Genomic DNA, 19,945 nt, shown 5'->3' on the forward strand with positions numbered 1-19,945 from the left:
CGGCGGGCGAGGATACGCGTCCCCCGCCCGCCGTCGCCGGCTCGTCGCGCGTCAGGCGGCGGCCCGCAGGGCGTCCGCGAGCCCCTGCAGGTCGTAGAGCCCGTCGACGCTGCTGACCGGGGTGCCGACCTGGGCGGCGACCGCGAGCACGTCGCTCGCCCCGACGCGGCCGTCGTTGCGCATGCCGCCGCCGCTGCTGTCGGCGAGCACGTAGCGGATCTGCCCGCGCTCGACGGCGTCGGCGAGCCACGCGACGGTGACCTGGCTCTCGCGACCGGAGAAGCCGCCGATGGCCGCGACGTCGGCCCCGGAGCTGATCAGCGAGCCGGCGGCGCCGCTCTGGCTGGCGACGGCGACGGTGCCGCCCCCGTGGGTCTTCGCGTAGGCGACCGCCGCGGTCAGCGACTGCGCGTTCCCGCCGAACGGCCCGCCGCCGGTGCGCGTCCCGGGCGTCCCGGGGGCCGTGCCCCCGGTCGTGCCCGAGGGCGTCGCCGGGGTGGCCGCGGTCCCGCCGGGCGCCCCGGAGGGTGCGACACCGGCCGGCGGCGCACCGGGGAAGGCGCCCGCGGGCGGCGGGCCGGACGGGCGCATCCCGCCGGGGCCGCCCGGGCCACCGCGCATGCCGCCGGGGCCGCCCGGGCCACCCATGCCCATCCCGACCCCGGCGGGGCCGCCGGCCGGGAAGGTGCCGCTGGTGGCGTGCCCGAGCGTCTGGAACGCCCAGGTCGCCGGGGCGAGGAGCAGGGCGCCGAGGACGGTCGCGACCGCGATCGCCCGCACCTTGCGGGGCACGCCGAACGCCAGCAGCGCGGACACCACGACGCCGGCGGCGACGAGGACGGGCGGCAGCCGGCCGAACTGGCCGTCGACGTCCCCGAGCACGACGAGCTCGGTGGCGATCCCGCCGGCGATCATCAGCGGGCCGAGGATCCGCATCGCGGTCCCCCGGTCGCGGACCATCTGCCCGACGCCGGCCCCGACGAGCGCGGCGGTGAACGGGGCGAGCAGCGAGACGTAGTACGGGTGGAAGATCCCCTCGGCGCGGCTGAACGCAACCGCGGTGACGAGGAACGCGCCGCCGATCGCCACGAGCCAGCCGGTGCGGGCGTCGCTGCGGCGCAGCCGCGAGGACACGAGCACCGCGACCCCGGCGACGAGCGCGAAGCCGAGCATCCAGCCGCCCTGCCCGCCGAGCGCGTCGTTGAGCAGCCGCAGCGCGCCGGGCTCGCCGCCGAAGACGCCGCCGCCCGGGCCGCCACCACCGGGGCCGCCGGCGCCGCCGCCCGGGCCGCCGTCCTGGCCGAACAGGCGGCCGAGGCCGTTGTAGCCGAGGATCAGCGACCAGATGCTGTTGTCGGAGGTGCCGGACACCCACGGCCGGTCGGCGGCGGGCGTCAGCCACACGAGCACCGGCCAGGCGAGCCCGACGACCGCCATCGCCGCGCCACCGGCGAGCAGCTGGCGGACCGCGGCGAGGCGGCCCCGCGGCGCGACCCACATCCAGGCGGCGGCGATCCCGGGCACGACCATGAGCGCCGCGGCCATCTTCGCCTCGAAGCCGAGCCCGACGGCCACACCGGCGAGCACGAGCCAGCGGGTGGCGCCGTCCTGCAGGCCGCGGACGAGGAACCACAGGGCGGCGACCGAGCAGAGCACGAGCAGCGCGTCGGGGTTGTTGTGGCGGGACACGGCGACGATCACCGGGGTCGTCGCCATCACGAGGCCGGCGGCGAAGCCGGCGCCGCGCCCGAACGTGCGGCGCGTCAGGTCGTACACGAGCGCGACGCTCGCGACGCCCATGAGCGCCTGCGGCACGAGCAGGCCCCAGGAGTTGAAGCCCAGGACCTTCGCGGAGGCAGCCTGGATCCACAGGGCCAGCGGCGGCTTGTCGACGGTCATGACGCCGGCGGCGTCGAACGACCCGTAGAGGAACGCGTGCCAGCTCTCGGTCATCGACCGGACCCCGGCGGCGTAGTACTCGTTGGCGAAGCCGTTGCGGTCCAGGCCCCAGAGGTTCAGGACCGCGGCGAGGACGAGCAGCGCGAGCAGCTCGGGACGACGGCGCGCCCAGGCGAGCACGGCGGAGGGGGAGGGGCGCCGCGCGCACGGTCGGTGGTGGAGCGGCCGCGCAGCGGCAGGGAGAGGGACGGGGTCGACACGGTGGTCAGGCCTTTCGGAGGAGCGGACGACGGAGGACGGGACGGGCGCGGGTCAGAGACCGACGCGGGCGATCGAGCCGACGGCGCGGCGCAGCACCGTGCGCCGGCCCTCGCGGGCGAACACCCAGGTCCGCAGCGCGACGTAGCGGGTGACGGTCGCGCAGACGCTCGCGGCGACGAGCACCAGCAGCTCGACCGCGCGGGACGGGGCGGCGTCGAGGCCGTGCAGGACGCCGAGCGCGCCGCTGGTGAGGCCGAGCGTGAGGACGAACACGATCGCGCCCGCCAGGTGCTGGCGCACGAGCTCGTGCCGACCGCGGATCGCGAAGGTGAAGCGGCGGTTGGCCTGCGTGTTGCCGACCGCGGTGATCGCGAGCGCCGCGGCGTTGGCGCCCGCGGCGCCCAGCGGCGAGCGCAGCAGCAGGAACAGCACGACGTAGGCGAGCGTCGACGCGACGCCGACGGCGAGGAAGCGGGTCAGCCGCGCGGCCGCGAGGAGCCGCACGATGCCGCGCAGGTCCTCCATGGCGGTCGAGACGATGTCGACGCGCGAGTCGGGGTCGTCGACCCAGTCGACCGGCACCTCGTGGATGCGCCGGCCCTCGCGCTGGGCGAGGACGAGCAGCTCGGTGTCGAAGAACCAGGCCTCGTCGCGCACCTGCGGCAGCAGCTCGCGGGCGACGTCGGCGCGGATCGCCTTGAAGCCGCACTGCGCGTCGGAGAAGCGGGCGCCGAGCGTCCAGCGCAGCAGCTGGTTGTAGCTGCGCGAGATGACCTCGCGCTTGGGACCGCGCACGACCCGCGAGCTGCGCGACAGGCGCGTGCCGATCGCGAGCTCGGAGTGCCCGGACACGAGCGGCGCGACGAGCGGCAGCAGCGCGTCGAGGTCGGTCGAGAGGTCGACGTCCATGTAGCAGAGGACGTCGGCGTCGCTGCGGGTCCAGGCGGCGCGCAGCGCGCGGCCGCGCCCCTTCTCGGGGAGGTCCAGGAGCGCGACGCCGGGCAGGTCGTCGGCGAGCGCGCGGGCGACCGCCGCGGTGCGGTCGGTGCTCGCGTTGTTCGCGACGACGATCCGCCAGGCGAACGGGAAGCGCTCGGTCAGGTGCTCGTGCAGGCGCCGCACCGAGGCGGCGAGGGTCCCCTGCTCGTTGTGGACGGGGACGACGATCTCCACGCAGGCGGTCGACGGCGCCACGGGGGCGGGCCGGTCGGTCGGCGCGGACCGGGGGGCGAGGGAGGAGGACATGCGCCGGATCCTGCGGTCCGGGCGCGAGAGTCCCCTGGGGCGTCCCTGAGATCTGCCTGGGAGGGAACGGACGAGGCCGCCCCCGGACGGGAGCGGCCTCGGACCGACGAGGGTGCGGCGGGGCCGCGCCTAGACGAGCTCGATGAACACCATCTCGGTGCTGTCGCTGCGGCGCGGGCCGAGCTTGAGGATGCGGGTGTACCCGCCCGGACGCTCCGCGTAGCGCGGCGCGACCTCCTCGAAGAGCTTGTGGACCGTGAACTTGTCCTGGCCCAGGATGCTGAGCGCCTGCCGGCGCGCGTGCAGGTCGCCGCGCTTGGCAAGCGTGATGAGCTGCTCGACCTCGGGCTTGACGGCCTTGGCCTTCGCCTCGGAGGTCTTGATCCGCTCGTGCTGGATGATCTCCTTGCACAGGTTGGCGAGCAGCGCCTTGCGGTGCGCGCTCGAGCGGCTCAGCTTGTGACGGGTCTTCTGGTGACGCATGGCGTGTGTGTCCTCGGTGCTGACTAGTCGTCGCGCAGGTTCAGGCCGCGCGCGTGGAGGGTCTCGATGACCTCGTCGATGGACTTCTTGCCGAAGTTCGGGATGGCGTTGAGCTCGCCCTCGGACTTCGAGATCAGGTCGCCGACGGTCTGGATGCCGGCGCGCTTGAGGCAGTTGTAGGAGCGGACGCCGAGCTCGAGCTCCTCGATGAGGATGTCGTGCATCGGGCCGCCGGCCGCGCCGTTGGTCGCGGCACCCGCCGCGGCACCGGCACCGGCCGCGCCCGCGTCGAGCGCGCCGCCCGGGCCCGCGCGGAGCTCCTCGATCCGGTCGGCGTCGGTGAAGATCGCCAGCTGGCTGATGAGGATCTCGGCGGCCTCGCGCAGCGCGGCCTGCGGGTCGATCGAGTTGTCGGTCTCGATGTCGAGCGTGAGCTTGTCGAAGTCGGTCTTCTGACCGACGCGGGCCTGCTCGACCGAGTACGCGACACGCCGGACCGGCGAGAAGATCGAGTCGATCGGGATGACGCCGATCGGCTGGTCGGGGGACTTGTTCTCCTCCGCCGGGCGGTACCCGCGGCCGCGGCCGATCGTCAGGTACAGCTCGAGCTTCGTCTTCTTCTCAAGCGTCGCGATGTGGACGTCCGGGTTGAGGACCTCGACGCCGGCGGGCAGGTCGATGTCCTTCGCCGTGATGTCGCCGGGACCCGTGACGACCAGCGGCGCCTCGACCTCGGTCGCGTCCGAGTGCATCCGGCAGACGATCCCCTTGAGGTTGAGGACGATGTCGGTGACGTCCTCGGTGACGCCCTTGATCGTGGAGAACTCGTGCGCGACGCCCTCGATGCGGACGCTCGTGACCGCAGCGCCCGCCAGCGAGCTCAGGAGCACGCGACGCAGCGAGTTGCCGAAGGTGTAGCCGAAGCCGCGATCGAGCGGCTCGATCGTGAAGGTGCCGCGGTTCTCCTCGACCGTCTCACTGGTGATTCGGGGGATCTGGAAGTCGAGCATCAGGGTCCTCAGTACGTCGTCGGGGAATCAGGGGCGGCGCGCTTCGTCGGGCACGCCTGGTGCGACGCGCCGCCATCGCCCCCGGGAACGGGCGACGGCGGCGCGGGCGCACCTGCTACTTGGAGTACAGCTCGACGATCAGCTGCTCCTGCACCGGCGCGGTGATCTCGCGGCGCTCGGGCGCGCGGAGGACCTTCGCGGTGAGGGAGTCGTGGTCGGCCTGCAGCCAGGCCGGGACCTGCGCGGTGAGCTCGGTGGCGTCGCGGATGATCTGGTCGGCGGGCGTGTTCGCCTTGACGGCGATGACGTCGCCCTCGCGCACCTGGTAGCTGGGGATGTCGACCCGACGGCCGTTGATCGTCCAGTGACCGTGACGGATGAGCTGGCGGGCCTGACGGCGCGACGCGGCGAAGCCGAGGCGGACGAGCACGTTGTCGAAGCGGCGCTCGAGCAGCGCGAGGAGGTTCTCGCCGGTGATGCCGTCCTGGCGGGAGGCCTTGTCGTAGTACAGGCGGAACTGCTTCTCGAGGACGCCGTAGTAGCGACGCGCCTTCTGCTTCTCGCGCAGCTGGACGCGGTACTCGCTCTGCTTCTGGCGGCCACGGCCGTGGTCGCCCGGCGGGTACGCGCGGCGCTCGACGCCGCACTTGTCGGTCAGGCAGCGCTCGCCCTTCAGGAAGAGCTTCTGCCCCTCACGACGGCACTGCTTGCACTGGGCACCGGTATCACGAGCCATCTGAGAATCCTTAGACGCGGCGCCGCTTGCGGGGGCGGCAGCCGTTGTGGGCCTGCGGGGTGACGTCCTTCACGCCGGTGACCTCGAGTCCGGCGGCCTGCAGCGAGCGGATCGCGGTCTCGCGGCCGGAGCCGGGACCCTTGACGAAGACCTCGACCTTCTGGAGGCCCTGCTCGATGCCCTTGCGGGCGGCGGCGTCGGCGGTCACCTGCGCGGCGAACGGCGTCGACTTGCGCGAGCCCTTGAACCCGGCGCCGCCGGCGGACTCCCACGCGATGACGTTGCCCTCGCGGTCGGTGAGGGACACGATCGTGTTGTTGAAGCTGGTCTTGATGTGCGCCTGACCGATGGGGATGTTCTTCTTCGGCTTGCGGCGGCCGCGCGCGGGACGCTTGGGAGCGGGCATCTACTTCTTCCCTGCCTTCTTCTTGCCGGCGACGCTCATGCGCTTCGGGCCCTTGCGCGTGCGGGCGTTGGTCTTCGTCTTCTGGCCGCGGACGGGGAGGCCACGACGGTGGCGCAGGCCGCGGTAGCAGCCGATCTCCATCAGCCGCTTGATGTTCTGGGAGCGCTCGCGCCGCAGATCGCCCTCGACGATGACGTCGGAGTCGATGAGGTCGCGGAGCTTGGTGACCTCGGCCTCGGTGAGATCCCGGACGTAGGTGTCAGGGTCGATGCCGGCCTTCGCCAGCAGCTCGTTCGAGGTCGAGCGGCCGATCCCGTAGACGTACGTCAGACCGATCTCGATCCGCTTGTTGAGCGGGATGTTGATCCCCGCAATACGTGCCATGCGTGTGGAGCTCCTCTATCCCTGCCGCTGCTTGTGGCGGGGGTTCTGGCAGATCACGAGCACCGCACCGTGACGGCGGATGATCTTGCACTTCTCGCACATCGGCTTGACCGACGGTCGTACTTTCATGATCCCTTTCGGCTGTGTCCCGGCGAAGTCTGGCTCTGGCCGCCGTGGTGGCTGCCGCTACCAGTCGCGGATGAGCGCGCACGCGGCAGACGACGCCAGCGGCGCACCGACGGAGCAAGATAGCAAAGGTCCGAACGACGGTGCCGTCCGGTCCCCCTGCCGTCTGCGGCTACTCGCCGATCCCTTCCTCGTGCCAGGGCGTGAGGATGCGCGGGCCCTCGGGCAGGATCGCGATCGTGAACTCGAAGTGGGCGGCCAGCGAGCCGTCCTGCGAGTAGATCGCCCAGCCGTCGTCGCCCATGCGGACCATGTGCCGCCCGGCGTTGACCATCGGCTCGACCGCGAGCACCATGCCCGGCTCCAGCAGCGGGCCGCGGCCCGGCTCCCCGTAGTTGGGGACCTGCGGGTCCTCGTGCATGTCGCGGCCGATGCCGTGCCCGACGAGCGAGCGCACGACGCTCAGGCCCTCGGCCTCGACGACGGTCTGCACGGCGCTGGAGAGGTCGCCGAGACGGTTGCCGGCCTGGCACGCGTCGACGGCGGCGAACAGCGACCGCTTCGTCGTGTCGAGCAGCTTCTCGGCCACGGGCGTGACCGGGCCGACCGGGAACGTGACCGCCCCGTCGGCGACCCAGCCGTCGTAGGTGACGCCGATGTCGATCGAGATGATGTCGCCCTTCGCGAGCGCGTAGGGACCCGGGATCCCGTGGACGACCATCGAGTTCGGCGAGGCGCAGATCGAGCCCGGGAACCCCCGGTAGCCCTTGAACGACGGGATCGCGCCCTGCGAGCGGATGTACTTCTCGGCGGCGGCGTCGAGCTCGGCGGTGGTGACGCCCTCGCGGATCTTCCCGGCGAGCAGCTTCATCGTCCGCGTGTGGATCGCGCCGGCCGCGGCCATGCGCTCGATTTCCTCGCGGGACTTCGTGACGATCATCGGTGCGACCGCGTGCGCGTCAGAGCTGCTCTTCGAGCCGCCAGGTGGCGATCGTCGCGCGGATGTGGTCGTGGACCTCGGTCGGCGGGCGGGTGCCGTCGACGCGGGCGAGCAGGCCCTGGTCCTCGTAGTAGGCGATCAGCGGCGCGGTGTCGCGGTGGTAGACGGCGAGCCGCTCGCGGACGACCTCGGGCTTGTCGTCGTCGCGCTGGATCAGCACCGAGCCGTCGACGTCGCAGCGGCCCTCGTGCTTGGGCGGGTCGAAGTCGACGTGGTAGACGCGGCCGCTCTTGGAGACGCGACGGCCGGACACGCGGCGCACGATCTCCTCGTCGTCGACGTCGATCAGCAGCACGCCGGAGAGCTTGCGGCCGGAGCCGGCGAGCGCCTCGGCCTGCGTGACCTTGCGCGGGAAGCCGTCGAGCAGCACGCCGTCGCGCGTGTCGTCCTGGGCGAGCCGGTCGAGCGCCATCTTCGTCACGAGCTCGTCGGGCACGAGGCCGCCGGAGTCCATGTAGGACTTGGCCTCCTTGCCGAGCTCGGTGCCGTCGGCGACGTGGGCGCGCAGCATGTTCCCGGTCGAGATGTACGCGATCTGCGGGAAGTCCGCGAGGATGCGCTCGGCCTGGGTGCCCTTGCCGGCCCCGGGAGGGCCGAGGAGGATGAGGTTCAGCTCGGTCACGGGGCGCGGGACCCTATCTACTTCAGGAAGCCTTCGTAGTTGCGCATCATCAGCTGCGCCTCGAGCTGCTTCATCGTGTCGAGCGCGACGCCGACGACGATCAGCAGCGACGTGCCGCCGAAGAAGAAGTTCGCGCTCGTCTGGTTGATGAGCAGCGTCGGGAACGCGGCGACCGCCGCGAGGTACAGCGCGCCCGGGAACGTCAGGCGCGCGAGGACCCGGTCGAGGAACTCGGCGGTCGGCCGGCCGGGCCGCACGCCGGGGATGAAGCCGCCGTACTTCTTCAGGTTCTCGGCCTGGTCCACGGGGTTGAAGGTGACCGCGGTGTAGAAGTACGTGAAGAGGATGATGAAGATCGTCTCGCCGATCAGGTAGGGCGCGTCCGACGGGTTGAAGAACGTCGAGAGGTCCTGCGCCCAGGGCTGCTGGATGAGCTGCCCGACGGTCGGCGGGAACGCCATGATCGAGGCGGCGAAGATGACCGGGATGACGCCGGCCATGTTCACGCGCAGCGGCAGGTAGGTCTGCCCGCCGGAGCTCATCCGGCGCCCGATGACGCGCTTGGCGTACTGGACGGGGATGCGGCGCTGCCCCTCCTGGATGAAGACGATCGCGGCGATGACGGCGAGCGCGAGGAACGGCATCATCACGCGGAACACCTGGTCGGGGCTGTTCCACCAGGCGTTGATGCCGTTCGGCAGGCCGCTGACGATCGACGCGAAGATCATCAGCGAGATGCCGTTGCCGATGCCGCGCTGGGTGATCAGCTCGCCCATCCACATGAGCAGCACGGTGCCGGCGGTGAGCGACAGCACGATGAGGAACACGTGCGGCGTGTCGAAGTTCTCGATGACCGACTGCCCGGCGCCCGCCTCGAAGCTGCGGAACAGGAACGTGAAGCCGATCGCCTGGGCGAACGCGAGGCCCACCGTGAGGTAGCGCGTGTACTGCGTGATGCGCGCCTGCCCGACCTCGCCCTCCTTGGAGAGCTTCTCCAGCGACGGGACGACGACGGTCAGCAGCTGCAGGATGATCGACGCCGTGATGTACGGCATGATCCCGAGCGCGAAGATCGCGAACTGCGACAGGCCACCGCCGCTGAAGGTGTTCAGCAGGTTCAGGACGCCGCCGCCACCGAAGTTCTCCTGGACCGACTGCACGGCCTCCAGGTTCACTCCGGGCACGGGGATGTGCGCGCCCACCCGGTAGAGGGCGAGGATCATCATCGTGAACAGGAGCTTCTTGCGAATCTCCGCCACGGTGAACGTGCTGAGGATCGTCGAGATCACGGTCCGTGGATGGTAGGGAATCGCCCCTGTCGCCGCCCCACCGCCCGGCGTTAGCCTGCGCGGATGCTGCCGCCCGGCCCCTCCGCCCCGCCGCTCGTCCAGACGTTGCGGTGGCTGCGCGCGCCCGTCCCGCTGTTCGAGGAGTGCCGGGAGCGGTACGGCCCGACGTTCACGCTGCGGCTGAAGGTCGGCGCCCCGATCGTGTGCCTGACCGATCCGGCGCACGTGAAGGAGCTGTTCACCGCACCGCCGGACGTGCTGCACCCCGGGGAGGGCGGCCGGATCCTCGAGCCGATCCTCGGCTCGCACTCGGTCCTCGTGCTCGACGAGGACGCGCACCTGGAGCAGCGGCGGATGATGCTCCCGGCGTTCCACGGTGACCGCATGACCGCGCTCACGGAGGCGCTCGAGGAGCTGACCGCGCGCGCCGTCGACGAGCTGCCCCGCGACGAGCCGGTGGCGCTCCACCCGCGGATGCAGCTGCTGACGCTGCGGGTGATCCTGCGGGCGATCTTCGGCCTGCGCGCCGGTCCGCGGCTCGAGCGCTTCGAGACCGTGCTCACGGACTACCTCGAGCGTGGCTCGGCGCCCGTGAACATGCTGCCGGCGCTGCAGCGCGATCTCGGGCCGCGCTCCCCGTGGGGCCGGTTCCTGCGGGTCCGTCGCGAGGCGCTCGCGCTGCTGCACGAGGAGATCCGCGCCCGGCGCGCCGACCGCGACCACGACGGCGACGACGTCCTCGCGATGCTCCTCGGCGCACGGCACGGCGACGCCGGTGGCGGGCGGCCGATGGCCGACGACGAGATCGCCGACGAGCTGATGACGCTGCTCGTCGCCGGGCACGAGACGACCGCCTCGCAGCTGGCGTGGACGTTCGAGCGGCTGGCGCGCACCCCCGACGTGCTCGCGACGGCGGTCCGGGCGGCGGACGCCGATGACGACGCGTATCTGACGGCGGTGCTGAACGAGGGGCTGCGGATGCGCCCGGTCCTCCTCTTCGCCCAGCCGCGCGCGGTGCATCGCGACGTCGAGCTCGGCGGTCGCCGCTACACGGCGGGCACGTGCGCGATCACCGCGAACGTCCACCTCATCCACCACGACCCCGAGATCTACCCGCAGCCCCACCGCTTCCGGCCGGAGCGGTTCCTGGAGCGACCGCCGGGCACCTACACGTTCGTGCCGTTCGGCGGCGGCCGCAGGCGCTGCCTGGGGATGAGCTTCGCGATGCTCGAGATGCGGATCGTGCTGCGCGAGCTGCTGCGCCGCCGCACCGTGCAGGCCGTCGGCGACGGCGGCGAGGGGCCACTGCGCCGGCACATCACCGTCTCCCCCGCCCGCGGCGGGCTCGTCGTGCTGGGCGACCGCGGCGGCTACGCGGCGAGGGCCGCGCAGACCCTGGCGACCTCGTCGTCGTCCAGGTAGGCGTGGATCGGCAGCGACAGCGCCGCTGAGCAGAGGCGCTCCGCCGCAGGGCACGGGCGCACGCCGGGCCCCGCGGCGAACAGCGGCTGGCGCGTCAGCGGCAAGGCATAGTGGACGAGCGTGTCGATCCCGGCGGCGTCCAGGCGCGCACGGAGGCCGTCGCGGTCCGGGCTGCGCAGCACGTACTTGTGGAACACGTGGGTGCGGTCGGGTGCGACGCCGAGCGGTCGCGCTTCGGTCTCGGCGAGCGCGTCGTCGTAGGCGGCCGCGATCGCGCGACGACGCTCGGTCCACCCCGCGGTCAGCGCGAGCTTGTCGTGGAGCACGACCGCGCAGGCGGTCGAGAGCTGGGAGTTGTAGCCGAGCTCGGCGTGGAGGCCGTCCGCGTCGCGGCCGTGCCAGCGCAGCCGGCGCAGCCGGGCGGCCAGCTCCGGGTCGTCGCAGAGGGCGGCACCGCCGCTGCCGGGCGCCGACACGTTCTTCGTCGGGTCGAACGAGCAGCAGGCGACCGCGCCGATGGACCCCGCGGGGCGGTCCCGCCAGTGCGCCCCGAGCGCCTGCGCGACGTCCTCGACGAGGACGAGGTCGTGCGCCGCCGCGAACACCTCGAACGCGTCGCCGTCGACCGGCTGGCCGTAGAGGTCGACGGCGACGAGCGCGCGCGTGCGCGGGGACAGCGCCCGCGCCGCGTCGTCGAGGTCGAGCAGCCCGTGCCCGTCGACGTCGACGAAGACCGGCACGGCGCCGACGCGCAGCACGCACGAGGCCGACGCCACGAACGACACCGCGGGGACCAGGACCTCCGCTCCCGGACCGACACCGGCGGCCAGCAGCGCGAACGCGAGCGCGTCCGTGCCCGACCCGACGGCGACCGCGTGCTCGCGACCGCAGGCGTCGGCGAGCGCGGTCTCGAACGCGGCGACCGCGGGCGCCTGGAGTGCACGGCCGTCCGCCAGCGCGGCACCGATCAGCTCCAGGTGGCGCGCACCGTGCTCGGCCCAGGTGCGCGCGCCGGCGAAGAACGGGACCCGGGTCACGCGACGAGCTCCGCGTGACGCAGGTAGCGGTGCAGGCCGTCCTCGAGCGCGTGCGTCGGAGCGAACCCGAGGAGCGCGCGGGCGCGTGCGATGTCGAGCGTCCCGCGACGCGGCACCCGGCGCCCGCCGGGGGCGGTGCGGACCTCCAGGTCGTGGCCGAGGTCGCGGATCGCCGCGATCGCCTCCGCGAGGGAGCGGCTGCGGCCGGCGGTGAGGTTCAGGGTCTCCCCCACCGCCGCGGTGCTCGTCGCGGCGTCCGCGATGCCCACCGCGAGGTCCTCCACCCACGTGAAGTCCAGGCGCGTGCGCGGATCCGCCCGCAGCGTGAAGGGCGTCCCCGACCGTGCCGCGTCGACGAGCCGCTGCAGGACCCGCCCGCCCGCGTCTCCCGGCCCGTAGACGGCCGAGGGGCGCACGATCGTCCACGGCACCGGCGCGGCCCGCACGAGCTGCTCGGCGAGGAGCTTCGCGCGCCCGTACGGCTCCAGCGGCCGCAGGATCGCGTCCTCGGGCTGCGGGTCGTGCACGAAGTCCCCGTAGACCATGCTCGACGAGACGTACACCAGGCGCGGCCGTCCGGTGTCTGCGGCGACGGCGCGCACGACGGTGGCGGTCACGTCGACGATCGCCGTCCGCGCGAGGTCCGGATCGCGGGCGGCGACCGCGGCGAGCGGCAGGTTGGCGAGGTGCACCACCACGTCCGGGCGGAGCTCCCGCAGCAGCCCGGCGAGGAGCAGCGGGTCGGCGGCGTCGCCGAGGTGGACGTCGACGTCCGTCAGGAGGGATCGTCGACGCCAGGCGCGCGTCGCGGCGGCCACGGCGTCGCCGCCGGGCCGGTAGTCGCGGTCGGCGTCCAGGACGGCGACCGCGGTGGAGCGGGACACGAGCTCACGGGCGAGGTGCGCACCGATGAAGCCCGCGCCCCCGATCAGCAATGCGCGACCCACGGCGCAGATGGTGCCATCATCGCGGCGATGACGGAAGGATCGGTACCGGACACGTACTCCGGGAACGCGTACGACAAGTACGGGTCACGGAATCCGCTCGTGCAGCGGATGCTGCGCGGCTTCTGGACGGCGTTCGACGGGCTCGTGGTCCCGGCCGCCCCGCGGACCGTGCTCGAGGTCGGCTGCGGCGAGGGCGTGGTCACCGCGCACCTCGCCGCGCTGCCCGGGGTCGAGCGGGCGGTCGGACTCGATCTGGACGTGCCGAAGCTGCGTCCGCACTGGGCGGCGCGCCCGGACCTCGAGTTCGTCACCGGCGACGCGACCCGGCTGCCGTTCGACGACGGGTCCTTCGACCTCGTGTGCCTCGTCGAGATGCTCCAGCTGGTCCCCGACGCCGACGCGGCGCTGCGCGAGGCGCTGCGGGTGAGCCGCGCGGGCATCGTCGTGACCGTGCCGCGCGAGCCGCTCTGGCGGATCCTCAACGTCGCGCGTGGCGCGCACCTGCGACGGCTGGGCAACACCCCGGGCCACGTCCACCACTTCTCGCGTGCCGACGCGTCGCGCCTGCTGGCCGCCCACGGCCGGCTCGTCGAGCTGCGCAGCGCCTTCCCGTGGACGCTGGGGCGCGTCCTCGCGCGTTGAGCGCCCGGGCGGCGCGGGCCGCCCCGGCGCTCGCGTCGGCCGCCCTGCTCGCGCTGGCGGCGTGGGCGTGGATCCGCTACCCGGTGGCGCCCACCTACGACTCGCTCGCCTCGCTGGTCTGGGGCCGCGACGTGCTCGCCGGGCGCATGCCGGCCTTCGACGGCTTCCACGCGCCGACGGAGCATCCGCTGTGGCTGGCCCTCTCGGTGCTGCTCGCCCCGCTCGGCGAGCAGGCGGGCCGCGGCATGACCCTCGTGACCGTGCTCGCGCTGGTCGCCCTGGCGGTCGGGACGTACCGGCTCGGGGCGCGCGTGTTCGGGCCGGCCGCGGGGGTGGTCGCCGCCGCCCTCCTGCTGACACGGCTGAACTTCGGGTTCTACGCGGCCTTCGGCTTCCTCGACGTCCCGTTCGTGGCCCTGGTGATCTGGGCCGCGGCGCTCGAGGCGGAGCGGCCACGCCGCGGCAGGATCGTCTGGGTGCTGCTGGTGGCCGCCGGCCTGCTGCGCCCCGAGGCGTGGGTGATGGCGGGCGCCTACGCGCTGTGGCTCGGCGGTCCGCCCGCGGCGATCGTGCGCCGCGGCGTGCTCGTCGCCCTCGCACCCGTCCTGTGGGCCCTGACCGACCTGGTGGTCACGGGGAACCCGCTGTTCTCGTTCACATACACCACCGACGCGGCGAGCGACCTCGGGCGCACGCGCGGGCTGCTGCACCTGCCGGAGTCGGTGTACGGCGCGCTGCGCGAGGTGCTCAAGCCGCCGGTCCTCGCGGCCGGGATCGCCGGCCTGGTGCTCGCGCTGCGCCGCGGATCCCCGTCGCGCACGGACCTCGTGCTCCTCGGCACGGGCGCACTGGGGCTGCTGACCTTCTGCGCCCTGGTGGTCGGCGGCGTGTCCGCGCAGGTGCCCCGCTACGCGGCGGTGCTCGCCGTGGTGCTGCTGGTCTACGCCGGGCACCTCGTCGCGACCGGCGGCCGACTGGTCCTCGCCGCGCGGCGCGGGGTCGCGCTGGCCGCCGTCGCGGTCCTCGCGACGGCGGGCGGCCTCCTGGCGACGCGCCTGCACCCGGCCTCCGCGGCGTCGGAGCTGCGCTTCCGCGTGGCGGTCGAGCGCGACCTCGCCGCCGCGCTGCGGACCCCCGCGGTCCGCCGCGCTCGCGCCTGCGGACCGATCGCGGTGCCGACCCACAAGCTCCTGCCGGTGACGCGCTGGCTCGTCGGCGGTCGCGAGGACCGGGTGATCGCCCGCAGCGACCTCGACGAGCGGCGTCGCCCCGGCGTGGTGCTGCTCCCCCAGGGCTTCCGGCTGCTGCACAACGCGGCCTACGGGTCGTTCACCGCGGGGGTCGGGGCACCGGCCGCGGTGACGCAGCGGGTGCCGTCGGAGCTGCGGTTCCGGGGCCGTAGCCCGGGCCGTCGGTTCGCGATCTACACGCGCTGCTGAGACGACGACGGGGCGCCGTCCCTGCGGACGGCGCCCCGTGGCACGACGTGGTGTCGGGTCCGGCTAGGACTCGATGACGACGACGGTGCCGCCGGCGGCCTCGATGGCCTCCTTGGCGGCGCCCGAGAACTTGTGCGCGTGCACGGTCATCGGCTTGGTGATGGTCCCCTTGGCGAGGATCTTCACCGGCACGTCCTTCGCCTGCGCGAGGCCGGCCTTCGCGAGCAGCTCCGGGGTGACCTCGGTGCCCGCGTCGTAGCGGCGCTCGAGCTCGCCGATGTTCACGCCCTGCGTCTGCGTGCGGAACGGCTCGAACGGCATCGACTTCTTCATGTGCGGGCCGCGCAGCTTGCGCAGCCGCATGTGGATCGGCATCTGGCCGCCCTCGAACCGCGCACGGTCCTTGGCGCCCGAGCGCGAGCCAGCGCCCTTGTGGCCACGGCCGGAGGTCTTGCCCATGCCGGAGCCGTGCCCACGGCCGACGCGCTTGCGCTTCTTGCGGCTGCCCGGGGCGGGCTTGAGGGTGTGGAGCGCGACGTCCTCCGCGGACAGCTCCTCCACCGGCTTCTTCTTCGCGGCCATGGCTTACGACTCCTCGACGCGCACCAGGTGGCGGACCTTGTGCAGGTTCCCGCGCGCCTGGGGCGTGTCCTCGACTTCGACGGTCTGCCCGATCTTGCGCAGCCCAAGGGTGCGCAGGGCGTCGAGCTGGCTCTTGTCCGAGCCGTTCTTGCTCTTGAACTGGGTGGCCTTCAGGGTGCTCACGCGGAGACCTCCTCGGTGCTCTCCGACGCGGGCGCGTCGGTCGCCTCGGCGGCGGCCTCGCCCTCGGCGGGCGCCTCGGCGGAGATCGTCTGCGCCTCCATCGCCTCGCGCTCCTCCTTGGAGGCCAGGCCGAGGACCGCGTTCACCGACAGGCCGCGCAGGTCGGCCACCTCGGCCGGGGTGCGCAGCGACTCGAGGCCGGCGATGGTCGCCTTGACGAGGTTGATCGGGTTCTGCGAGCCGAGGCTCTTGGAGAGGATGTCGTGGATCCCCGCGAGCTCGAGCACCGCGCGGACGCCACCACCGGCGATGACACCGGTACCGGGCGAGGCCGGCTTAAGCAGCACGCGGCCGGACCCGAAGATGCCGAGGGTCGGGTGCGTGATGGTCGAGCCGTGCTTGGGGACGCGGAACAGGTTCTTCTTCGCCTGCTCGACGGCCTTCTGGATCGCGAGCGGGACCTCGTTCGCCTTGCCGTAGCCGACACCGACGACGCTCTGCTCGTCCCCCACCACGACCAGCGCGGTGAAGGAGAAGCGGCGGCCGCCCTTGACGACCTTCGCGACGCGGTTGATCTCGACGACCCGCTCCTGCAGGTCGAGCCCGCCGGGGTTCACTGAACGATCGACAGCCATGAAAATCCTTTGCTGGTGCCCGGCCTAGACGGCCAGGCCCCCCCTCGCGGACGCCGTCGGCGAACGCCTTGACGTTTCCGTGGAACTGGTAGCCGCCACGGTCGAAGACCGCGGACTCCACGCCCTTGGCCTTCGCGCGCTCGGCGAGCAGCTTGCCGGCCTTCTCCGCCTGCTCCTTGGGCGGCAGGTTCCGCAGCTCGGCCTCGGTCCACGACACGGACGCGAGCGTGTGCCCGGCGAGGTCGTCGACGAGCTGGGCGGCGATGCCCTTGTTGGAGCGGAACACGGACACGCGCGGGCGCTCCGGCGTGCCGGACACCTTCGCGCGGACGCGGCGGCGGCGCTTGAGGCGCGCCTGGGCCTTGGTCTTGACGCTCATGCGCGCTTACCAACCTTCCGGGCGACGTACTCGCCCTCGTAGCGGATGCCCTTGCCCTTGTAGGGCTCCGGCGGCCGCTGCTTCCGGATGTACGCAGCGGTCTCGCCGACCAGCTGCTTGGAGATGCCCTTCACGATGACGCGCGTGGGCTGCGGCACCTCGAACTCGATGCCGTCCGGCGCGGGGACCGGGACGGGGTGCGAGTAGCCGAGGGCCAGCTCGAGGTCCTTGCCCTTCATCACGGCGCGGTAGCCGACACCCTGGATCTCCAGCGTCTTGCTGAAGCCCTCGGTGACGCCCTCGACCATGTTGGCGACGAGGGAACGGGTCAGGCCGTGCAGGGCACGGTGCTCACCGCGGTCCGTGGGGCGCGTGACGAGGAGCTCCTCGCCCTCCTGCGCGACGGTCATGTCGCGATGGATGCGCTCGCTGAGCTCGCCCTTGGGACCGTTGACGGTCACGAGCTCGGGCTGGATGCCGACGGTGACGCCGGCGGGGACGGGGATGGGCTTACGGCCGATACGGGACATGCTGCCTACCAGACGTACGCGACGACCTCGCCACCGACGCCCGCCTTGCGCGCGTCGTGACCGGTCATCACGCCCTTGGACGTGGACACGATCGCGGTCCCCAGGCCACCCTGCACCTTGGGGATGTCCGCGTTCCCGACGTAGTTGCGCTGGCCCGGGCGCGAGATCCGGCGGATCCCGCTGATCGCCGAGCGGCGGTCGTCGGAGTACTTGAGATCGATCTTGATGAGCTCGGCCGGGTGCGAGGAGCTGGGGGCCTCGACGCTGAACGCGTCGATGTAGCCCTGCTCCTTCAGCACGCGGGCGATCTCCTTCTTGAGCTTGCTCGCCGGGATGTCCACCGTCTCGTGCGACGCGTTGATCGCGTTGCGGATGCGGGTGAGGAAATCGGCGACGGGGTCGGTCATCGACATGTCTGCACCTACCAGCTGCTCTTGGTCATGCCGGGGATGTAGCCGTTGTGCGCGAGCTCGCGCAGGCAGATGCGGCACACCCCGAACTTGCGGTACACGGCGCGAGAGCGGCCGCAGCGGCGGCAGCGGGTGTACTCGCGGGTGCTGTACTTCTGCGGGCGCTGCTGACGCACGCGCTGAGACGTCTTGGCCATGTGCGTCAGGCCTCCTCGGACTGATCGGCGGGGATGTACTTGTTGTTCTCCTTCGAGAACGGCATGCCGAACGCCTCGAGCAGCGCGTAGCACTCCTCGTCGGTCTTCGCGGTGGTCGTGAACGTGATGTCCAGACCGCGGACCTGGTCGACGGCGTCGTAGTCGATCTCGGGGAAGATGATCTGCTCCTTGACGCCCATGGAGTAGTTCCCCATGCCGTCGAAGGAGGTGGGCTTCAGGCCGCGGAAGTCGCGGACGCGCGGGAGCGCGACGGAGCACAGGCGGTCGATGAACTCGTAGGCGCGCGCACCGCGGAGGGTGACGCTGGCGCCGACGGGCATCTCCTCGCGGAGCTTGAACGCGGCGATGGACTTGCGGGCGCGGCGGACGTTCGGCTTCTGGCCGGCGATCGTGCCGAGCTGCTCCATGGCCTGCTCGAAGACCTTCGAGTCCTGCTTGTGCTCGCCGAGACCCATGTTCAGGGTCACCTTGACGAGCTTCGGGGCCTGCATCGAGGAGGAGTAGCCGAAGCGCTCGATGAGCGCCGGCTTGATCTCCTGCTCGTAGCGGACCTTCAGGCGGGCGGGTGTGGCGGTGGCGGTCATGATCAGGGCCTCTAGTCGAGCTTCGTGCCCGAGGACTTCGTCACGCGGTTGCGCACGCCGTTCTCACGGCTGACGCCGACACGGGTGGGCTTCTTCGACTTCGGGTCGAGCAGCATGACGTTGGAGATGTGGATCGGGCCTTCCTTCTCGACGACGCCCCCGGCGGCCTTGACCGGGTCGGTGGACTGCATCGGGCGCTGGTGGCGCTTGACGATGTTCAGCCCCTCGACGTAGACGCGGTCCTTCTCGCGGTCCACGCGCAGGACCTTGCCGGTCTTGGAGCGGTCCTTGCCGGCGATGACGACGACCTCGTCGCCCTGGCGGATCTTCACGGCCATTAGAGCACCTCCGGCGCGAGCGAGACGATCTTCATGAAGTTGCGCTCGCGCAGCTCGCGGGCGACCGGTCCGAAGATGCGCGTGCCGCGCGGGTTGTTCTGCGCGTCGATGATGACGGCCGCGTTCTCGTCGAACGCGATGTACGTCCCGTCCTCGCGGCCGAAGCTCTTCTTCGTGCGCACGACGACGGCCTTCACGACCTCGCCCTTCTTGACCGATCCCTGCGGGGTGGCCTGCTTGACGGTCGCGGTGATGATGTCCCCCACGCCGGCGTAGCGACGGCGGGAGCCGCCCTGCACGCGGATGCAGAGGATCTCGCGGGCGCCGGTGTTGTCGGCGACCTTGAGTCGGGTCTCGTTCTGGATCACTTGGCACGCTCCAGGATCTCGACCAGGCGCCAGCGCTTGGTCCGCGACAGCGGACGGCACTCGACGACGCGCACGGTGTCGCCCGCGCCCGCATCGTTGTTCTCGTCGTGCGCGTGGAGCGTCGTCGACGAGCGGACGATCTTCTGGTACTTGCGGTGACGCTTGGCGTTGTCGACGCGGACCGTGATGGTCTTGTCGGCCTTGTCGGAGACGACGATGCCCTGGCGGACCTTGGGACGGCCGGGGCCGTGCTCCTTGGTCGGGGCCGTCGGGGCCGGCACCTCGGTGCGGGCGGCCTTCGCCTTCTCGCGCTCCTGGAGGCGGCGGCGGCTGCGCGCCTTGGCCTTCTCCTTGCGCAGCGCGTCGCGCTCCTCGGGGGTCGAGGGGCGGCGCTGGCCGCGACGGGCGCGGGCCGCGGCCTTGCGCTCCTTCGGGGTCAGCTGCGGGACGGGCTCCGCCGCGGGCGCGGGCGCCTCGGCCTCGACGGCCGCGGGGGCGTCGGCCTCGGCCGCGACCTCGGGGGCCTCGGTCTCGGGGGTCTCGGGAGTTTCGTCAACCATCATCTCTACGCCTTGTCGGTGTCGATGCCGCGCTCGCGGGCGACGGTCAGGGCGCGCGCGATCTCGCGCTTCGCCGTCTTCAGGGACGCGGTGTTCTCGAGCTCGCCGGTGGCGTGCTGGAACCGGAGCCCGAAGAGCTCACGCCGCTGGGTCTTGATGTGCGTCACGAGGTCCTTGTCCTCGAGGTCGCGCAGGGCCTTGGCGTCCATG

The 19,945-nt window shown here is 72.4% G+C and carries 27 protein-coding genes and 1 pseudogene; 3 read left to right on the top strand and 25 right to left on the bottom strand.

Translation table 11 applies throughout. The features are described from left to right. Nucleotides 1-51 precede the first annotated feature (51 nt). From GKE82_RS08260 to secY, 11 genes are all read right to left on the bottom strand, one after another. On the bottom strand, nucleotides 52-2,079 hold the full coding sequence (locus GKE82_RS08260; RefSeq protein WP_154732972.1) for a glycosyltransferase family 39 protein: 2,028 nt from the start codon (nucleotides 2,077-2,079) through the stop codon (nucleotides 52-54). 132 nt (nucleotides 2,080-2,211) lie between these two features. Further along, the gene (locus GKE82_RS08265; RefSeq protein ID WP_154732973.1) at nucleotides 2,212-3,405 is read right to left on the bottom strand and encodes a bifunctional glycosyltransferase family 2/GtrA family protein; all 1,194 of its coding nucleotides are present in this window, start codon (nucleotides 3,403-3,405) and stop codon (nucleotides 2,212-2,214) included. Between the two features lie 129 nt (nucleotides 3,406-3,534). Continuing rightward, the gene (gene rplQ / locus GKE82_RS08270; RefSeq protein ID WP_107571283.1) at nucleotides 3,535-3,888 is read right to left on the bottom strand and encodes a 50S ribosomal protein L17; all 354 of its coding nucleotides are present in this window, start codon (nucleotides 3,886-3,888) and stop codon (nucleotides 3,535-3,537) included. A gap of 23 nt (nucleotides 3,889-3,911) precedes the next feature. Further along, the gene (locus tag GKE82_RS08275; protein WP_107571282.1) at nucleotides 3,912-4,898 is read right to left on the bottom strand and encodes a DNA-directed RNA polymerase subunit alpha; all 987 of its coding nucleotides are present in this window, start codon (nucleotides 4,896-4,898) and stop codon (nucleotides 3,912-3,914) included. Between the two features lie 115 nt (nucleotides 4,899-5,013). Beyond that, nucleotides 5,014-5,634, bottom strand: coding sequence for a 30S ribosomal protein S4 (gene rpsD, locus GKE82_RS08280; RefSeq protein WP_107571281.1), 621 nt, complete (start codon nucleotides 5,632-5,634; stop codon nucleotides 5,014-5,016). Nucleotides 5,635-5,644: 10 nt separating this feature from the next. Further along, nucleotides 5,645-6,040: a 30S ribosomal protein S11 gene (gene rpsK, locus GKE82_RS26885; protein ID WP_107571280.1), complete on the bottom strand. Its 396-nt coding sequence runs from the start codon at nucleotides 6,038-6,040 to the stop codon at nucleotides 5,645-5,647. Beyond that, nucleotides 6,041-6,424, bottom strand: coding sequence for a 30S ribosomal protein S13 (gene rpsM / locus GKE82_RS26890; RefSeq protein WP_107571279.1), 384 nt, complete (start codon nucleotides 6,422-6,424; stop codon nucleotides 6,041-6,043). A 15-nt stretch (nucleotides 6,425-6,439) separates the two neighbouring features. Further along, nucleotides 6,440-6,553 carry a 50S ribosomal protein L36 gene (gene rpmJ, locus GKE82_RS08290; protein ID WP_037400725.1) on the bottom strand — a complete coding sequence of 38 codons (114 nt, stop codon included), beginning with the start codon at nucleotides 6,551-6,553 and terminating at the stop codon, nucleotides 6,440-6,442. Between the two features lie 169 nt (nucleotides 6,554-6,722). Beyond that, nucleotides 6,723-7,490, bottom strand: a complete 768-nt coding sequence (gene map / locus GKE82_RS08295; protein WP_107571278.1) for a type I methionyl aminopeptidase — start codon at nucleotides 7,488-7,490, stop codon at nucleotides 6,723-6,725. Between the two features lie 19 nt (nucleotides 7,491-7,509). After that, nucleotides 7,510-8,172 carry an adenylate kinase gene (locus GKE82_RS08300; RefSeq protein ID WP_107571277.1) on the bottom strand — a complete coding sequence of 221 codons (663 nt, stop codon included), beginning with the start codon at nucleotides 8,170-8,172 and terminating at the stop codon, nucleotides 7,510-7,512. A gap of 17 nt (nucleotides 8,173-8,189) precedes the next feature. Next, nucleotides 8,190-9,461: a preprotein translocase subunit SecY gene (gene secY / locus GKE82_RS08305; protein ID WP_107571370.1), complete on the bottom strand. Its 1,272-nt coding sequence runs from the start codon at nucleotides 9,459-9,461 to the stop codon at nucleotides 8,190-8,192. A 63-nt stretch (nucleotides 9,462-9,524) separates the two neighbouring features. On the opposite strand from secY, the gene GKE82_RS08310 reads away from it, so the two are divergent. Next, nucleotides 9,525-10,883 carry a cytochrome P450 gene (locus GKE82_RS08310; RefSeq protein ID WP_154732974.1) on the top strand — a complete coding sequence of 453 codons (1,359 nt, stop codon included), beginning with the start codon at nucleotides 9,525-9,527 and terminating at the stop codon, nucleotides 10,881-10,883. Here GKE82_RS08310 and GKE82_RS08315 read toward each other — a convergent pair. Together GKE82_RS08315 and GKE82_RS08320 are read right to left on the bottom strand one after the other, a co-directional pair. After that, nucleotides 10,832-11,920: a DegT/DnrJ/EryC1/StrS aminotransferase family protein gene (locus tag GKE82_RS08315; RefSeq protein ID WP_154732975.1), complete on the bottom strand. Its 1,089-nt coding sequence runs from the start codon at nucleotides 11,918-11,920 to the stop codon at nucleotides 10,832-10,834. The two genes, GKE82_RS08310 and GKE82_RS08315, sit on opposite strands and share 52 nt — an antisense overlap. Further along, nucleotides 11,917-12,867 carry an NAD-dependent epimerase/dehydratase family protein gene (locus tag GKE82_RS08320; protein ID WP_154732976.1) on the bottom strand — a complete coding sequence of 317 codons (951 nt, stop codon included), beginning with the start codon at nucleotides 12,865-12,867 and terminating at the stop codon, nucleotides 11,917-11,919. Before GKE82_RS08320 ends, GKE82_RS08315 begins: the two co-directional genes overlap by 4 nt. A gap of 27 nt (nucleotides 12,868-12,894) precedes the next feature. Between GKE82_RS08320 and GKE82_RS08325 the strand changes: the two genes are divergently transcribed. Further along, the gene (locus tag GKE82_RS08325; RefSeq protein ID WP_154732977.1) at nucleotides 12,895-13,509 is read left to right on the top strand and encodes a class I SAM-dependent methyltransferase; all 615 of its coding nucleotides are present in this window, start codon (nucleotides 12,895-12,897) and stop codon (nucleotides 13,507-13,509) included. Next, nucleotides 13,506-14,948 (top strand): glycosyltransferase family 39 protein, encoded by a 1,443-nt coding sequence (locus tag GKE82_RS08330; RefSeq protein ID WP_154732978.1) that lies wholly within the window; start codon nucleotides 13,506-13,508, stop codon nucleotides 14,946-14,948. Before GKE82_RS08325 ends, GKE82_RS08330 begins: the two co-directional genes overlap by 4 nt. Nucleotides 14,949-15,011: 63 nt before the next feature. On the opposite strand, the gene rplO is transcribed toward GKE82_RS08330, so the two are convergent. From rplO to rpmC, 12 genes and pseudogenes are all read right to left on the bottom strand, one after another. Continuing rightward, nucleotides 15,012-15,530 (bottom strand): 50S ribosomal protein L15, encoded by a 519-nt coding sequence (gene rplO / locus GKE82_RS08335; RefSeq protein WP_107571272.1) that lies wholly within the window; start codon nucleotides 15,528-15,530, stop codon nucleotides 15,012-15,014. Nucleotides 15,531-15,533: 3 nt separating this feature from the next. After that, nucleotides 15,534-15,713, bottom strand: a complete 180-nt coding sequence (gene rpmD, locus GKE82_RS08340) for a 50S ribosomal protein L30 (protein ID WP_107571271.1) — start codon at nucleotides 15,711-15,713, stop codon at nucleotides 15,534-15,536. Then, nucleotides 15,710-16,348, bottom strand: coding sequence for a 30S ribosomal protein S5 (rpsE, locus tag GKE82_RS08345; protein WP_250645386.1), 639 nt, complete (start codon nucleotides 16,346-16,348; stop codon nucleotides 15,710-15,712). The genes rpmD and rpsE overlap by 4 nt, the downstream gene beginning before the upstream one ends. A 37-nt stretch (nucleotides 16,349-16,385) precedes the next feature. Continuing rightward, a pseudogene (rplR, locus tag GKE82_RS08350) lies at nucleotides 16,386-16,727 on the bottom strand (50S ribosomal protein L18); the annotation flags it as partial. Then, nucleotides 16,724-17,257, bottom strand: coding sequence for a 50S ribosomal protein L6 (gene rplF, locus GKE82_RS08355; protein ID WP_107571269.1), 534 nt, complete (start codon nucleotides 17,255-17,257; stop codon nucleotides 16,724-16,726). The pseudogene rplR and the gene rplF, both read right to left, overlap by 4 nt. Nucleotides 17,258-17,262: 5 nt before the next feature. Continuing rightward, complete coding sequence (rpsH, locus tag GKE82_RS08360; protein WP_107571268.1) at nucleotides 17,263-17,670, bottom strand: 30S ribosomal protein S8; 408 nt, start codon at nucleotides 17,668-17,670, stop codon at nucleotides 17,263-17,265. Nucleotides 17,671-17,678: 8 nt separating this feature from the next. Beyond that, nucleotides 17,679-17,864, bottom strand: a complete 186-nt coding sequence (locus GKE82_RS08365) for a type Z 30S ribosomal protein S14 (RefSeq protein WP_107571267.1) — start codon at nucleotides 17,862-17,864, stop codon at nucleotides 17,679-17,681. 5 nt (nucleotides 17,865-17,869) lie between these two features. Next, on the bottom strand, nucleotides 17,870-18,469 hold the full coding sequence (gene rplE / locus GKE82_RS08370; RefSeq protein WP_107571266.1) for a 50S ribosomal protein L5: 600 nt from the start codon (nucleotides 18,467-18,469) through the stop codon (nucleotides 17,870-17,872). 11 nt (nucleotides 18,470-18,480) lie between these two features. Further along, nucleotides 18,481-18,807 carry a 50S ribosomal protein L24 gene (rplX, locus tag GKE82_RS08375; protein WP_154732979.1) on the bottom strand — a complete coding sequence of 109 codons (327 nt, stop codon included), beginning with the start codon at nucleotides 18,805-18,807 and terminating at the stop codon, nucleotides 18,481-18,483. Beyond that, nucleotides 18,807-19,175 (bottom strand): 50S ribosomal protein L14, encoded by a 369-nt coding sequence (gene rplN / locus GKE82_RS08380; RefSeq protein WP_107571265.1) that lies wholly within the window; start codon nucleotides 19,173-19,175, stop codon nucleotides 18,807-18,809. Before rplN ends, rplX begins: the two co-directional genes overlap by 1 nt. Continuing rightward, nucleotides 19,172-19,456, bottom strand: coding sequence for a 30S ribosomal protein S17 (rpsQ, locus tag GKE82_RS28110; protein ID WP_233243962.1), 285 nt, complete (start codon nucleotides 19,454-19,456; stop codon nucleotides 19,172-19,174). The genes rplN and rpsQ overlap by 4 nt, the downstream gene beginning before the upstream one ends. 284 nt (nucleotides 19,457-19,740) lie before the next feature. Next, the gene (gene rpmC, locus GKE82_RS08390) at nucleotides 19,741-19,944 is read right to left on the bottom strand and encodes a 50S ribosomal protein L29 (protein WP_107571264.1); all 204 of its coding nucleotides are present in this window, start codon (nucleotides 19,942-19,944) and stop codon (nucleotides 19,741-19,743) included. Nucleotide 19,945: the final 1 nt, after the last annotated feature.

Origin of the sequence: Conexibacter sp. W3-3-2 (assembly GCF_009707605.1) — a bacterium.
Taxonomy (GTDB): Bacteria; Actinomycetota; Thermoleophilia; order Solirubrobacterales; family Solirubrobacteraceae; genus Paraconexibacter; species Paraconexibacter algicola.

Bases quoted from the DNA above. Each gene is read 5' to 3' on its own strand.
- GKE82_RS08265 (WP_154732973.1), bottom strand. From the start codon at position 3,405: ATGTCCTCCTCCCTCGCCCCCCGGTCCGCGCCGACCGACCGGCCCGCC.
- rplQ (WP_107571283.1), bottom strand. From the start codon at position 3,888: ATGCGTCACCAGAAGACCCGTCACAAGCTGAGCCGCTCGAGCGCGCAC.
- GKE82_RS08275 (WP_107571282.1), bottom strand. From the start codon at position 4,898: ATGCTCGACTTCCAGATCCCCCGAATCACCAGTGAGACGGTCGAGGAG.
- rpsD (WP_107571281.1), bottom strand. From the start codon at position 5,634: ATGGCTCGTGATACCGGTGCCCAGTGCAAGCAGTGCCGTCGTGAGGGG.
- rpsK (WP_107571280.1), bottom strand. From the start codon at position 6,040: ATGCCCGCTCCCAAGCGTCCCGCGCGCGGCCGCCGCAAGCCGAAGAAG.
- rpsM (WP_107571279.1), bottom strand. From the start codon at position 6,424: ATGGCACGTATTGCGGGGATCAACATCCCGCTCAACAAGCGGATCGAG.
- rpmJ (WP_037400725.1), bottom strand. From the start codon at position 6,553: ATGAAAGTACGACCGTCGGTCAAGCCGATGTGCGAGAAGTGCAAGATC.
- map (WP_107571278.1), bottom strand. From the start codon at position 7,490: ATGATCGTCACGAAGTCCCGCGAGGAAATCGAGCGCATGGCCGCGGCC.
- GKE82_RS08310 (WP_154732974.1), top strand. From the start codon at position 9,525: ATGCTGCCGCCCGGCCCCTCCGCCCCGCCGCTCGTCCAGACGTTGCGG.
- GKE82_RS08325 (WP_154732977.1), top strand. From the start codon at position 12,895: ATGACGGAAGGATCGGTACCGGACACGTACTCCGGGAACGCGTACGAC.
- rplO (WP_107571272.1), bottom strand. From the start codon at position 15,530: ATGGCCGCGAAGAAGAAGCCGGTGGAGGAGCTGTCCGCGGAGGACGTC.
- rpsE (WP_250645386.1), bottom strand. From the start codon at position 16,348: ATGGCTGTCGATCGTTCAGTGAACCCCGGCGGGCTCGACCTGCAGGAG.
- rplF (WP_107571269.1), bottom strand. From the start codon at position 17,257: ATGTCCCGTATCGGCCGTAAGCCCATCCCCGTCCCCGCCGGCGTCACC.
- rpsH (WP_107571268.1), bottom strand. From the start codon at position 17,670: ATGTCGATGACCGACCCCGTCGCCGATTTCCTCACCCGCATCCGCAAC.
- GKE82_RS08365 (WP_107571267.1), bottom strand. From the start codon at position 17,864: ATGGCCAAGACGTCTCAGCGCGTGCGTCAGCAGCGCCCGCAGAAGTAC.
- rplE (WP_107571266.1), bottom strand. From the start codon at position 18,469: ATGACCGCCACCGCCACACCCGCCCGCCTGAAGGTCCGCTACGAGCAG.
- rplX (WP_154732979.1), bottom strand. From the start codon at position 18,807: ATGGCCGTGAAGATCCGCCAGGGCGACGAGGTCGTCGTCATCGCCGGC.
- rpmC (WP_107571264.1), bottom strand. From the start codon at position 19,944: ATGGACGCCAAGGCCCTGCGCGACCTCGAGGACAAGGACCTCGTGACG.